The organism is Methanosarcina sp. 1.H.A.2.2 (genome assembly GCF_000979975.1).
Lineage (GTDB): Archaea > Halobacteriota > Methanosarcinia > Methanosarcinales > Methanosarcinaceae > Methanosarcina.
On record NZ_JJQL01000055.1, the window covers coordinates 1 to 13,850 of the forward strand.

Sequence of the window (13,850 nt, forward strand, 5' to 3'; positions counted from 1 at the left end):
CATGAAAATAAGATCAACTGGAAGTTTACGAGAAAAGTTGCTGATGAGAAAATGTCTAAATATTATGCACCATAATTAAGTTTCTAAGACACTAGTTCATTGAATTCACTTATACAATTGATAAAAACATTATCACCTGTTACAAAGATAACTTCATCATATGTTTTTATCCCATTATAATTTAAGAGTGATTCCCAAATTAAAACATCTTTGAATCCGGCATCTGAGAAATTCTTTCCATTTGAATTATATTTTTGGAAAGGATACTGTTTTCGAATGGCCCTTTTAATCATGCTGTCAAAAATAGTTGCTTTGATAGGCGTTTCCTCAGGAACTTTTACAATTTCAATTTCCTTTTTTGAAATATACTCTTTTGCCATTTCTGAAATTGCAGATGGGCAATCGAAAGAATAATCTTTGACTTTTAATTCAAATCCTTCAATATATTTTGATTGAGTTAACATCGAAATTTTTTCGTCCATTTCTTTAAGCTTCTCATATTTTGTTTTGACCGTTTCTTTAAGTTTATAATAATTTTCTTTGTCGGAATTATATTGATTTATTTTTTGTTCAATAAGTTCCATGAGTACAATTTCAGAAATTGCAAGTGTCACATTGTTTGAGAGAGACGTCCTTTTCAAGTAATTTTCTATTCGATAAAACCCATTGCTTAATTCAAATTTGTTGTAAACTACTTCTTTGTCAGATATTGACCTTAGATTATTTGTATCAAAATAAATGAATAATTTACATAAGTCGATAATTTTTTTCACTTCCCATCTACTTTTAATTCCAGGGTTTTTGTTAGTTAATTCAGTTATTTTTTAATGTGATTTTGGATTAATCCTTTTTTGTTTTCTTTTTTGCAGTGAGAAAGTTGTTTATAGAAATCTATGCTTTTGGAAATATCGGTATTATTCATTTCAGCTTAAGAATTTTAGATTCATTAGGCTTGAAATCAAAATTTATATCCAAGACCTTCCAGACTTTTCTTGATTTTCCTCTCCAATTCTTCCGACTTCCTAAACTGCTCCGAAAGTCCAGCAGTCAGATCTTTCATTTTCATTTCAAAGTTGTCTTCATCGTCTTCTTCAGCTTCTTCTAAACCCACATAACGGCCGGGTGTCAGGATATAATCGTGCTTTTTGATCTCTTCGAGGGTTGCAGCTTTACAGAAGCCGGGGACATCTTCGTATTTTCCACATTCTACTTTTTCCCCGCGCCAGGCATGGTAGGTGTCGGCAATCTTCCGGACTTCTTCATCTGTAAGTTCGCGGTGGGTGCGGTCCCGCAAAACTCCCATGTTCCGGGCGTCAATAAAGAGGACTTCTCCGCGCCGGTCGCGGAAACCGCTGTTCTTCTTGTCGCGAGCCAGGAACCAGAGGCAGGCTGGAATTGCGGTGTTGTAAAAGAGCTGGCCGGGAAGGGCTATCATACAGTCAACAAGGTCGGCTTCGATGATATTTTTCCGGATCTCGCCTTCACCGGAGGTATTTGAAGACATTGAGCCGTTCGCCAGGACGAAGCCTGCAATTCCGGTCGGGGAGGAGAGATGGTGAATGTAGTGCTGGACCCAGGCGAAGTTTGCGTTGCCTCTGGGTGGTAATCCGAATTTCCAGCGGGCGTCTTCAGCCAGGAGTTCGCCTTTCCAGTCGGAATCGTTGAAAGGTGGGTTTGAGAGGATGAAATCGGCTTTCAGGTCTTTGTGCAGGTCGTTATGGAAAGTGTCGCCCCATTTGATTCCGTCGTTGTCTATGCCGCGGATAGCGAGGTTCATTTTGCAGAGGCGCCAGGTGGTCTGGTTTGATTCCTGGCCGGAAACGGAGATGTTTTCAAGGCGTCCGTCGTGGGCTTCAATGAATTTCTCGCTCTGGACAAACATCCCCCCCGAGCCGCAGCAGGGGTCATAAATTCGGCCGCGATAGGGTTCTATCATCTCTACAAGGACCCGGACTATGCTCCTTGGGGTGTAGAACTGGCCGCCGCGCTTGCCTTCTGCATCTGCAAACATGCCGAGGAAATATTCGTAGACCCTGCCGAGCACGTCTTTACTGCGGCTCTCCTTATCCCCGAGGCCGATTGTGCCCACAAGGTCGATCAGCTCGCCCAGGCGCTGCTTGTCAAGCCCTTCCCGCGCGTAGTTCTTCGGAAGCACGCCTTTCAGGGTGTTATTGTCCCGCTCGATTGCGGTCATGGCGTCGTCCACAATTTTTCCTATGGTGGGTTGCTTTGCGCTTCTTTTCAGGTGGCTCCAGCGGGCCTCGGGAGGCACCCAGAAGATGTTTTCTGCAAGGTATTCTTCCGGGTCTTCCGGGTCAGCACCTTCCTCGACTTCCGAGAGTAGTTTTTCGTGCATCTCTTCAAAAGCATCCGAGATGTATTTCAGAAATATCAGGCCGAGTACGACGTGTTTGTACTCCGCTGCGTCCATGTTGTTTCTGAGCTTATCCGCTGTCTGCCAGAGTTTTTCTTCAAAACCGAGGTTTGCGCCGTTTGAGCTTGCTGTGTTTTTTGCCATTGATGATCAACACTGTAATGATGGCTTATGATGGCTTAGGATAATCCGTGAACTGTTATAATATTGCTGATTATGAGCAGTGTTTGGTGTAGCAATATTCTACGCTTTACAGAGTGCAATTTACAGAGTGTAGTGACCTATCAGTTACTTCTGCATTTTAAGACAAAATACTTCTTCTCAGGCAGTAAATAAAATCTTCTTGACGAAAAAGGTTTATCTGGCAGGTTTCCCTCATGAAAAGACCTTCGGATAAAAAAGCTGTCCGGCTTTTCACCTGTTTATATCCGGATCCTTATACCCAGCCCCGTTTGTAATCAATTTATTTTCTCGATCAGGGCGAGGAAGTTTGCTCTTAATCTTTCTTTTGTGGAGTCCGAAAGGTCATTGAGTTTATCGAGGGCTCTTAGTGCCTGTTCAAAATAGGATTTTGCAAGGGCAGGGTCCATTTCAAGGTAGGTTGCTCCCATGAAAACGTACAGGTAAATGAAGTCGTCGTATTTCTCAGTGAGTTTGGTGTAAAGTTCCTGAATCTTCCCAAATTCACCATTTTCTGACAGTTCGGAGATGTAAAGTCCTGTAAGTTCGTAAAACTCCGGGCCGTTTTCCAGCAGGAAATCGAATTTTTCAGGGTCTTCCATTGAAAGGAACCTGCTTTCTACTTCTGCCATCATCTCTTCTTCGGTCAGCTCTTCTCTTTCATCCCTTTCCTCTACTTCATTTTCTTCTCCATATTCCTCTACAAATTCGAAATAATCTTCCTCGTCCCCTTTCATGAGAATGAGTTCCGCGTGTTTATCGGACAAACCCAGTTTAGCAGCAAGCTGTTTTATGCTCTTCTCATACTCTTCATTCTCTTCTTCTGTGAATAGGTTCATGACGTAAGCTACCCACTTTATGTATGCCTGTTCATCTTCCATCCATGATCTGTTCTCGATAATCTCTAAAACGTAGTCTATTACCAGCTTCAATTCATGGTGGGCAACTGGTTTTTCTTTAAGGAGTTCTATCAGGTTTTTGACAATTTCTTTTTCAAGGTCCTGTTTAAAAAAAGAAACATCTTTGTTGTCGTTTTTTCTGATATTCTTTAATGCCGATACTGCATCCCTATCCTTTATTTTTCTGTCAGCCTCGCAAAAATGCCTGGCAATTGAATATTCTGTTATTCCTATATGCTCGGCGTATTCATACTCTATACCCTGCAGGCTTTTTATCTTCTTTACTTCCGGCGTATCGGGTGCAAGATGCCGGAAAAGTGAATCTTCTCCCCCTTTAATGGATCTATCTCCAGTTTCATGGTCCATCGCTTTTCTCTCCTTTACTCCTTGCCTTCCTTCCTTCCTTCCTTCCTTCTTTACTTTCTTTTTCTTTCTTCTTCTCTTTCTTTTTTCTTCCTTCTTCTCTTTCTTTTTTCTTCCTTCTTCTCTTTCGTGACACTCCATTGTGTTCAGTAAGTGCCCTTAAAACTGAACATGCATCAAAGCCTTCATACATCAAAGTCTTGAAGCCCCGGATTGGAACTTTATTCCCACTCCATCAAAATCTGGTAGCAGCCCGTATGCTCATCAACCTCTTCCCCGGCTGCTCTAAGCCCGCTCTTTTCATAAAAGAGGATAGCTTTTTTGTTATCCCTGTAGACCTTAAGGGAAAGCCTACCTTTCAGGGCTTTTGCGTACTCGAGAAGAGCTTTCCCTGTTCCTCTCCCCTGCGCTTCGGGAGCTACGAAGAGGGCACATACCCTCTCTCCGGCAAGCGAAATAAAGCCTGTAATCTTTCCTTCCTGTTCAAAAACATAATTTTCTGCAAGAGGCAGGTACTTTTCCTTCATTGCGGATTTATAAGAAGCCCAGAAAGAAGCTGGCATAAAGGGGTGGGCAATGATGGATGCATCGTACCAGATCCTTACCATCTCTTCAAGGTCTGTTTCCCTGTAAGTTCTGATCAATTTATCCGATTCCTCTCTTTTGTTAGGATTATTTTATTGATATAAAATTAAAATTATATCCTTATATCTTGGATGGTGGAATCTATTGGGCGATGTGTTAATTTCTCAGGCTACATCCTCATCTCCGGTTCAGAGGCTCCTGCTGGAAAAGTATCCGGTTAACAGATTCCACGTGGAAAGTTCAGTTTATTCAGTTTATTCAGTTTAATAAGTGCCAGACTGGAGAATTCAGGTTACAGGATGGTGTTGAAAAAAGGATCGGTACATTATGTGTCAGTTATGCAGAAAAGAATGAACCGAAAGTGGTTCGGCCGAAAAAGGGCTTTGAAGAAAATGGTCCGAGTCAAAAAGAAAAAGTCGGATAATTTATTTTCGGATAATTTCTTATCTTTGATTCTTATCTTTTAATCTGACTCGATCTGCCTGATCAAGTTACTTGCATATCTTTCGGATATTTTCACCTGCGGGTTGCAGGGTACAACCTTTACCAGTTTCCCAAACCGGGTCACGTACATCTCGGGCCCGTGTGATGTCTTCACCTTTGTGAAAGTGTATCCTTTTGGAAAGGTCATTTTCTTAACCTCCTATACATAATATGTCGGGCCTGCCATATATACATTTTTCAAATTAATAATCATTATATTTTATGGCTACGGACGTTGAATCTTTTTTAATAATTATCTCATTTGAGGGATAATATATATAAAATAAAAACGACTATTTGTGAGTTATCTGTAAACCTAAAGGTTATTTTTAAGACTCAGTTCACAGGCTTTATCCCTCTCTTTTTTTGCGAAATGATTTTAGAAAACGGCAAAGGGACTTACCTTTAATGGTAAACCGGGAAGACAAATTGGGAAACAAATGAGACAAATAAGATAAATGAGACAAATAAGATAAATGAGACAAATAAGATAAATGAGACAAATAAGATAAATGAGACAAATAAGATAAATGAGACAAATAAGATAAATGAGACAAATAAGACAACTCAGATGTGCACCCGGTTATAAACATACAATAAAAAAGAAATAAATTATCGGAATTTTTCCGTTACTTTCAGCAATTCTTCTTCATCTTTTGCCAGGGAAACGATGGCCATTTCCACCATCAGGTTCACGATTCCGTCCGAAAGCTCCCTGAAATCAGTCCTGAGTCCTATAACAGGTTTTCCTTTTGCATAGGCATAGCCTATCTCCCAGGCTGTCCCGGAGTCCACGTCCACCCCGTCAAGGATTGCGACAACAAGGTCTGAGGTATCCACACCTTCCACGCATTTCCTGAAGATACATTCCTGGTTCTGTCTTTCGCGCTCCTGTGCCGCATCTTCTGCATCTTCCTGGGGCAAAAAAACGGAAAAGCCATTGTTGAGCAGCATATCCTTCAATTTCAGGTTGTATTCGAGTTCGGCATGCGTGAAGAGTGGGCCTGCAAGGTATATTATCTTTTTTTTGCTCAAGTTTCTTTCCTCCTGTCACTCCGGAAGTCAGCACTTATAAGAATTTTCTTGCAGGAAATAAGGTTGATAAAGGTAAAATAGTTTGCCTTTTACTACAGGTTTTTCATATCTTTGCTCTTGATTGAAGCTGATATGAACCTGCCCGGAACTGTTTGGAATAAACTTATATATCTAGAAATTTAAACTACACTGTCTTAATATTATTTGTACGATTTTTCTATTCAGGGGGTAATATGATGACCAAAAATTTTTCCGTAGTCGCGTTTTCAGATGAAAAAGGAACCGCTCCTGTTATCGGGACGGCACTTTCAATTGCAATTGTTTTCATTCTAGCAGGCCTCGTTTCAGCAGTTATTTTTTCGGGATATGCGGATTCCTTCCACAAAGGGTCACCAGCAGCAAAACTTACTGTTTATTTTTCGGATGATGGCAGTTCACTTGAGTTCAAACATGATGGGGGAGATCATCTATTTTTCGACAGTTCTTCACTATCTGTTATTATGGATATTAATGGGACTTCATACCCGCTCAATGACTCTGCACTGGGCACCCTTGGAGTCGGTGAAATCAGAACTCTTGATCTGAATAAGAGTGAGGAGCTGCCTGCAATGAAACTGGAGCCTGGAGATAGGGTTTCTGTAAAAGTGGTTGATTACGAAAGCGGTGCCCTTATTGCAAAGCGTGAACTTGAGGTCAAAAGGCAGATGGTTATAAAGCCGGAATTACCTTTATGAGTGTATTCTTTTCCCCGGTCAACAGCCCTTAGAGCCATCTCTCTGGTTTTTTCGATAACAAGCTTAATTATCTTGTATTGACATTACACTGGCAGTGAGTACTTATGATTAAGGCAGGAATTATAGGAGCTTCCGGATATACAGGAGGAGAACTCCTCCGCTTACTGGTAAACCACCCCGATGTCAGGCTTGAGCTGGCAACTTCGCGGAGTCTTGCAGGAAAACCCGTAACAAGCACCCATAGGCACCTCGAAGGTTTTCTGGACTTAAAGTATGAAAATCCGGATCCCGAAGAAATCCGGGAGCGCTGTGATGTTGTGTTCGTGGCGGTGCCTCACGGGACTGCTATGAATTATGTGCCTGAACTGCTCGACGGCAGCACAAAGGTGATCGATCTCAGTGCAGACTACAGGCTTGATATCCCGGTATTTGAAAAAATTTATGGAATGGAGCACAAAGACCCCAGGAAAACAGTTTACGGACTGGTAGAACTTCACCCTGAAGCTGCAAAGGAAGAGCTTGTGGCAAATCCGGGCTGTTTTCCTACCGGAGCAACCCTTGCAGCAGCCCCTCTTGCGGCAGCAGGGTTAATCGATATTGCAGTCTTTGATTCCAAAACAGGGATTTCAGGGGCCGGGATTTCGCCTACGGCAACCTCTCATTATCCGAACCTCGCTGAAAACATTATTCCGTATAAGCTTACAGCCCACAGGCACAGGGCTGAGATTTTCCAGGAATTGACAAGACTGGACGGAAAGCTCAAGAACATCAGCTTCACTCCCCATGTGATCCCATCCGTCAGGGGGATCTTTACAACTGCTCATCTCTTTACGAAAGAGCCTCTTTCTACTGAAGATGTGCAGGGGATTTATGAGGAGTTTTACAGGGGCAAACCCTTTGTCCGGCTTCCGGGAGGAGTCCCTTCCCTTACTGCGGTCAGGGGATCTAACTTCTGTGACATAGGTTTTGAGGCAGATAAAGAAAATAACAGGGTTGTAGTGCTCTCGGCAATCGATAATCTTGTCAAAGGCGCATCAGGGCAGGCTATCCAGAACATGAACCTTATGTTCGGACTGGCTGAGACTCGCGGGCTCTGGCTACCTGCGGTAGCGCCGTAAAGGTAGAACAGGCGAGAACATATAACTGGTGACGGATTAAAATAAAGAATGGAATTTATCTCTGGGGTAGTCCGATGAAAGTAAAAGATGTCATGAATTCTGACGTTGTCTTCTGCAAGCCTGACAATACAGTCCGGGAAGCTGCAAAAGTCCTGAAGGAAAACAATATCAGTGGAGCTCCTGTCCTTGAAGATGGACAGCTTGTAGGGATAGTAAGTGAGGCTGACCTGCTCGAGCTACTCGTAATTCCAGAAAAAGGAAACCTCTGGCTTCCAAGCCCTTTTGAAGTCATAGAGGTCCCAATAAGGGAACTCCTTAGCTGGGAAGAAACTAAAAAAATGCTTTCTGATGTTGGTTCTACAAAGGTTGAAGAGATGATGACAAAGGACGTGCACACAATCTCTTCAGAAGCATCTGTTGAAGAAGCCTCCGAACTTATGGTCAGGCACAGGATCAACAGGCTTCCGGTCATGGAAAATGACCATGTGGTTGGAATTGTCACGCGCGGAGATATTATTGAAGGCCTTGCAAAGCTTTGAATGAGGAGTGTTTTCATGAAGCAAATCGAGGGTGGAATATGTGCAGTAAGGGGCGTAACTGCAAACGGGATAAAACCCGGAAAAATGGGAATTGCGGTCATCCTTGCGGAAGGCCCTGCAGCAGGTGTTTTTACAAAGAATAAGGTGGTTGCAGCTCCGGTTATTCTGAGCAAAAAACTGATCGAAACCGAGCAGAGGCTTTCGGCTATAATTGCAAATAGCGGGAATGCCAATGCTTTTACAGGCGATGATGGGTTCCTGGATGCTATAGAAATGGCTTCTACGCTCGCTGAAAAACTTGACCTCGATCCCGATACTGTTGCCGTTGCCTCAACTGGGGTGATTGGCAGAAAGCTTGACGTTTCCTGGATCAGGGAACATCTCCCTGAAGTCCTTGAGGGGCTTGGCAGTTCCCCTGAATGCAGCCGGGCAGCTGCAAAGGCGATTATGACCACTGATAAAACCTTAAAAGAGGCGGCTGTGGAACTCGACTGCGGGGTCAGGATAGGGGCAATTGCAAAAGGTTCGGGCATGATCGAGCCCAATATGGGGACCATGCTCTGCTTTGCATACACCGATGCAAAAGTGCCTGCAGATGTCCTTGATGCGGCTCTCAGGAAAGCTGTGGATAAAACCTTCAACATGGTTGTTGTCGACGGCGATACAAGCACGAATGATATGGCGCTTTTCACCTCCACCTGCAAGTCCGGAGTCAAGCCCTGTATGGAGTGCCTCGACGAGTTTGAGGATGGGCTGATTTACGTGTTCACGGACCTTGCAAAAAAGATGGCAAAGGATGGGGAAGGAGCCACGAAACTTATCGAAGCCAGGGTCATAGGCGCAAAAACTTATGAAGACGCCAGGCTTGCTGCAAAATCTATTGTACGCTCACCTCTGGTCAAGTCCGCAATCTTCGGGAAGGACCCCAACTGGGGCAGGGTTGTAGCTGCTGCCGGATACTCGGGTGCCGAACTTGAGCAGGAAAGGCTTTCCCTATCTTTCTCAGGAGGGGGAGAAGAAGTCGAACTTGTGAAGTCCGGAGAAATTTCCAGGGCTTCAGATCTTGCGCTCCTGAAAAAGATAATGGCAAATGAGGAAATTATCATTACCCTTGACTTTGGAATGGGAGTGGAGTCCGCAACTGCCTGGGGCTGCGACCTGACTTACGACTATGTAAGGATTAATGCAGAATATACTACATGATGCTGAATTCAGATCAGCCTTTCCAGATTATGTAAAACATACAGCACGATTTCGAATTCATATCAACCTGACCTGCCCTCAGGTCTCCAATCTGCACAAAGTTAAATAAAATAAACGTAAAATGGGAAATAGGGAAAATATAAGCAGGATAATCCCGGGTACTCAAAAACCCTGATTTACTTTCCTTTATTTTCCTTTATTTTGATTCATTTCCCTTTATTTTCCTTTATTCAAGGTCAATTAAACTTCTTAATTCCGGATACTTTGTTTTATTCCCAGGGGGTTTACGTAAGTGGACATAGAAGAATGGGAACAGCGTCACAAAGAAGCGTTTTACGATGCAAAAGAAGCACTTCCTTATCTGGACGGGATGTTTGTAGCTTATAACAGCAATATCGATGCTATCAGGCACCTGACTGAAGAAGACCTGTCAAAGCTTGTCGGGCTTTTTGATGAGGCTGAAATTCAGGACAGGGTTGCGGTATACCCTAGAGAGATTGCAGAACCTCTGGACTTTGTTGCCCGCTTGCTCATTTCCATGCGGGAAGGGAAAGCCGCAGAAGTGCCTGCATATACCGCAGATACTCATGAATGGCTGAAGGAGCACCTGGGTTTTGACTATGCCCGCATGGGCGGCCAGGCAGGGATTATTTCAAATCTCCTTGCCCGGTTAGAGCTGAAAAAGGTGGTAGCTTATGTTCCCTGGCTTTCTGAGGAACAGGCAGAATACTTTGCAGCTACGGGTAATCTCCTGCACCCTATGGTGGAAAATGGAAAAGTCTTCCTGAAGCCCCCGGGAGAGGCCTTCAAGCCCGGGACCGGCTCAAAGGTTAACTGGATCTTTGAATATTCCAAAGACCTGAATGTGACCTGCGCCGGGAGCACTTTCAAGGTACCGAGGGATAACCGCCTGATCATTTCCTCCCGCCCAAAATGGCTCCGCCTGGATATGGATAAACAGATTTACGAACACCTTGACTCCCTCCTCCCGGTTGACGGGGCAATGCTTTCCGGGTATCAGATGATAAAAGAAGAATATGAGGACGGGTCCACCTATAAAGATTATGTTGAACATTCCGTAAAGGTTATTGAAAAGCTGAAGTCCCTGAACCCCGAACTCCGCATTCATGTGGAACTTACATCCATCCAGAACCGGCTGATAAGAAAAGCCATCCTTACGGAAATTGTTGCCAGGCATGTCCATTCCCTGGGCCTTGACACCGTGGAGGTGGCAAATGCCCTGAACGTGCTGGGATATGAGGAACTATCATATTCCGTGATCAAGAAAGGAGAAAACGGGATTATGTCCCTCTACCAGGGGGCTGTCCAGCTCATGAAGGACCTGGACCTTGAGAGAGTCCATGTGCACTCTCTTGGCTTTTACATCTGCATCCTGGCAAAAGGCCACCCTCTAACCCTGAAAGAACAGAGGGACGCCCTGCTCTTTTCCTCGGTTCTGGCAGCTGCCCAGGCCCTCAATGGAAATATCGAGAACCTTACGGAAGCCGAAGCCGGGCTGGAAGTGCCTGTCTCAGTTAAAGGGTTAGAAGATCTCGAAAACTTCAAGCTTTACTGCACAGGAAGAAAGCTCTGCAGTTCGGATGAGTTTGAGTACGGATATATCTACGGGCCGGACCATGATGCTATTCTTATCCCTTCCAAGGTAGTAGACAGGCCTAAAGCTACGGTAGGGATAGGAGATACGATTTCAGCAGGCGCTTTTGCTGCCATGCTTGCGAAGATGAAACAAAAACAGGCAGGAAAATAAATTCTCTGAAAGTTCTCTAAACAAAACTCTCTAAAAATAAATTCCCTAAAAATAAATTCCCTAAAAATAAATTCCCTAAAAATAAATTCTCTATACAAAATTCTCTACAAATAAATTCTCTAAAATAAGCCTCATGAGGCAGATTTTCTATCTGCCTCGTCTTGTAATGGATCGAAAAATTCCCAATCTGAATGCCTGAAAAAGAGGCTGCTTTTCCATTTGAATCTACAGGAACCGGTTAGATGAACATACTTTGCGGTTATAATGTAAACATAGATTCCGTATACCGGATAAGCGGAGCCGAAATCTCGGAGCTGCTGAGTACTTTTGAAAGGACCGAAATCCTTGAAAAAATAGAAAATCCTCCCGGAAAAATCCTTTCGGAAGCCGATTTTGCGGCAGGGCTCGCCTATTGTATGAAAAACGGGTGCGGAGCCGAATGGCTTGTTTTTGAGCAGGCTGTATTTGAGTTTCTGAAGAACCGTTATTTTGATAAATCCCTTGTAAGGATGGGCGGAAACGCCGGGATAATGGCAAATGCCCTTTCCGAACTCGGGGCTTCGAGAGTAGTCCCGAATGTTGCAGTTCCTTCAAAGACCCAGCTTTCTCTATTCTCCGAAAAAGCAGTATATTTCCCGGATGCCCACCTGCAAACAGATGAAAAACCGGATGCCGGGCCTGGAAATTACATCTCTTCCTCTTTTTCTCCTTCTTCTTTCAGCAACCAGGACCCCATACATTTTGTTTTTGATTTCTCCGAAGGCGAAACCTTTTCCCTTTACGGCACTGAGGTCAGGGCTCCGAGGGAAAACCGTTTCATAGCAACCTGCGACCACTTAAATTTCAGGCTCTTTACCAGTCCTGCCTTTGAGAGCTATGCCCTGAAGCATGCCGGAGAGATGGACGGAGCACTGATTTCAGGTTTTCACCTTCTGCTTGAGACCTATCCTGACGGCAGCACCTACAAAGAGGTCCTTGATAATTCTTTTTCCCGGCTCAAGGCCTGGAAGGCAAAGAACGATAAGCTCAGGGTCCACGTAGAATTCGGGCATTTTGCAAGCAGGGAAATTGCAAATGCTGTCTTTCTAAAGTTTGCCGGGACATCAGACAGCATCGGAATGAACGAGGACGAGCTTGCAATGCTTCACAACCTGCACGGAATTCCGGCTGAAGAGATTTTGCGTATGGAAGCCGAAGCTGTAGGAATGGCAGCCTGTAAACTTGCTTCCCGACATGGGCTCGGCAAACTTTTCATTCACACAAGGGAGTTTGTCCTGGCTGCCTTTAAGCCGAATTCCGGAAACTCTGGTGGTTCCGGAATTTCCGGGGAGTCCGGGAGTTCTGAAGAGCCCTGGATTTCAGGAAAATGGGAAGATAAAGAAAGCTCTTCCCTGTTAAAAGCAGCCGAAAAAAATCTTGAAGCCATAGGCTTCGGGCTCAGGTGTGCTGGAGCATATGCGGCTTCAGGCAAGCTCGAAGGGCGGGAATTTGTAGAAAAGGAAGCTTCAAAACTTCAGGAGAGCCTGTTTGGAAGGCAGCAGGTGCGGCTTTTCCTTGAAGCATTCGGCGGAGAACCCTGTGGGCAGGGCGCTTTTGCTCTAATGGAAGGCTACATAATCTGCATACTCCCTACACTGCTCTGCAAATCTCCTCTAACTACCGTGGGGCTCGGGGACACGCTAACTGCAGGAACTTTTCTAAGGGGGCTTGAACTGGATGTACAGGCTTAAGCCCGAAATCTTTAACCTGAACTATACCCTCGATTGCGGACAGGTTTTCCGCTGGAAACAGGATGGGGACTGGTGGACAGGAGTTGTCGGAGACCAGGTTATCCGGCTTTCTCAGGAGGAAGACAGCGGGGAACTGCTTGTCAATTCCAAACTTCCGCCAGAATTTTTATCTCATTATTTCCGGCTGGATGACAACCTGCCTTCGATCTATGAAAGCATAAACAAAGACCTTTTGATAAACAGGGCGATCAGCAAATACAGAGGTCTGCATCTTATCAGACAGGACCCCTGGGAATGCCTGATTTCTTACATGCTCGCAACAGCTTCAAGCATCCCCACAATTCAGAAAAGGATCTGCCTTCTGAGCCAGTTTTTCGGACAGGAGCTCGAAGAAGGATATTTCAGTTTTCCGGATCCCGAAGCTCTTGCAAATGCAGATCTGTCCCTGCTTGACAAATGCAAGCTCGGCTTCAGGGCTGAGCGCATAAAAGAGGCAGCCAGAGAAGTGGCTTCAGGCGAACTTGACCTTAACGTCCTCTACCGTCTGGAGTACAGGTATGCGCGGGAACGCCTCATGAGGATTCGCGGCATAGGGGAAAAGGTTGCTGACTGCGTCCTTCTTTTCGCCTTCGAGAAAATGGAAGCCTTTCCCGTAGATACCCATATCAGGCAGATCATTCAGCACTACCACATCGATGACAATTTCTTTGAAAATTGCACGAACATGAGCAGAATGGGAGACTGGGGACGGGAATATTTCGGCCCCTATTGCGGATATGCTCAGCAGTACCTCTTTTACCAGAAAAGGGTGGAGGGTTTTGTTCCGCTGTATTAATTTC

General features: G+C 44.5%; 14 protein-coding genes. 7 read left to right on the forward strand and 7 right to left on the reverse strand.

Going from position 1 to position 13,850, the window contains the following annotated elements:
* Positions 1-83: 83 nt before the first annotated feature.
* The 7 genes from EO93_RS07990 to EO93_RS08015 form a co-directional block, all read right to left on the reverse strand.
* Positions 84-773, reverse strand: a complete 690-nt coding sequence (locus EO93_RS07990; protein ID WP_048161933.1) for a PIN domain-containing protein — start codon at positions 771-773, stop codon at positions 84-86.
* Between the two features lie 185 nt (positions 774-958).
* On the reverse strand, positions 959-2,518 hold the full coding sequence (locus EO93_RS07995) for a class I SAM-dependent DNA methyltransferase (protein ID WP_048161934.1): 1,560 nt from the start codon (positions 2,516-2,518) through the stop codon (positions 959-961).
* A 314-nt stretch (positions 2,519-2,832) separates the two neighbouring features.
* Positions 2,833-3,819, reverse strand: coding sequence for a hypothetical protein (locus tag EO93_RS08000; RefSeq protein WP_048161936.1), 987 nt, complete (start codon positions 3,817-3,819; stop codon positions 2,833-2,835).
* Positions 3,809-4,012 (reverse strand): hypothetical protein, encoded by a 204-nt coding sequence (locus tag EO93_RS08005; RefSeq protein WP_156161263.1) that lies wholly within the window; start codon positions 4,010-4,012, stop codon positions 3,809-3,811. The genes EO93_RS08000 and EO93_RS08005 overlap by 11 nt, the downstream gene beginning before the upstream one ends.
* 25 nt (positions 4,013-4,037) lie before the next feature.
* Complete coding sequence (locus EO93_RS08010) at positions 4,038-4,460, reverse strand: N-acetyltransferase (protein WP_048161939.1); 423 nt, start codon at positions 4,458-4,460, stop codon at positions 4,038-4,040.
* 404 nt (positions 4,461-4,864) lie between these two features.
* The gene (locus EO93_RS17365; protein ID WP_156161264.1) at positions 4,865-5,032 is read right to left on the reverse strand and encodes a hypothetical protein; all 168 of its coding nucleotides are present in this window, start codon (positions 5,030-5,032) and stop codon (positions 4,865-4,867) included.
* A gap of 464 nt (positions 5,033-5,496) precedes the next feature.
* Entirely contained in the window at positions 5,497-5,919 is a 423-nt protein-coding gene (locus tag EO93_RS08015; protein ID WP_048132437.1) for a nucleoside 2-deoxyribosyltransferase, read from the reverse strand.
* A gap of 236 nt (positions 5,920-6,155) precedes the next feature.
* Between EO93_RS08015 and EO93_RS08020 the strand changes: the two genes are divergently transcribed.
* The 7 genes from EO93_RS08020 to EO93_RS08050 all read left to right on the forward strand — a co-directional run bounded on the left by EO93_RS08020 (position 6,156) and on the right by EO93_RS08050 (position 13,846).
* The gene (locus tag EO93_RS08020; RefSeq protein WP_048161941.1) at positions 6,156-6,653 is read left to right on the forward strand and encodes a type IV pilin; all 498 of its coding nucleotides are present in this window, start codon (positions 6,156-6,158) and stop codon (positions 6,651-6,653) included.
* 104 nt (positions 6,654-6,757) lie between these two features.
* Positions 6,758-7,771 carry an N-acetyl-gamma-glutamyl-phosphate reductase gene (gene argC / locus EO93_RS08025; protein ID WP_048161943.1) on the forward strand — a complete coding sequence of 338 codons (1,014 nt, stop codon included), beginning with the start codon at positions 6,758-6,760 and terminating at the stop codon, positions 7,769-7,771.
* Between the two features lie 74 nt (positions 7,772-7,845).
* The gene (locus EO93_RS08030) at positions 7,846-8,310 is read left to right on the forward strand and encodes a CBS domain-containing protein (protein ID WP_048132432.1); all 465 of its coding nucleotides are present in this window, start codon (positions 7,846-7,848) and stop codon (positions 8,308-8,310) included.
* 15 nt (positions 8,311-8,325) lie between these two features.
* Complete coding sequence (gene argJ, locus EO93_RS08035) at positions 8,326-9,513, forward strand: bifunctional ornithine acetyltransferase/N-acetylglutamate synthase (RefSeq protein WP_048161945.1); 1,188 nt, start codon at positions 8,326-8,328, stop codon at positions 9,511-9,513.
* A gap of 292 nt (positions 9,514-9,805) precedes the next feature.
* Entirely contained in the window at positions 9,806-11,281 is a 1,476-nt protein-coding gene (gene pfkC / locus EO93_RS08040) for an ADP-specific phosphofructokinase (RefSeq protein WP_048161946.1), read from the forward strand.
* 242 nt (positions 11,282-11,523) lie between these two features.
* The gene (locus EO93_RS08045; RefSeq protein WP_048161947.1) at positions 11,524-13,011 is read left to right on the forward strand and encodes an ADP-dependent glucokinase/phosphofructokinase; all 1,488 of its coding nucleotides are present in this window, start codon (positions 11,524-11,526) and stop codon (positions 13,009-13,011) included.
* Positions 12,998-13,846: a DNA-3-methyladenine glycosylase gene (locus EO93_RS08050; protein WP_048161948.1), complete on the forward strand. Its 849-nt coding sequence runs from the start codon at positions 12,998-13,000 to the stop codon at positions 13,844-13,846. Before EO93_RS08045 ends, EO93_RS08050 begins: the two co-directional genes overlap by 14 nt.
* Positions 13,847-13,850 lie beyond the last annotated feature (4 nt).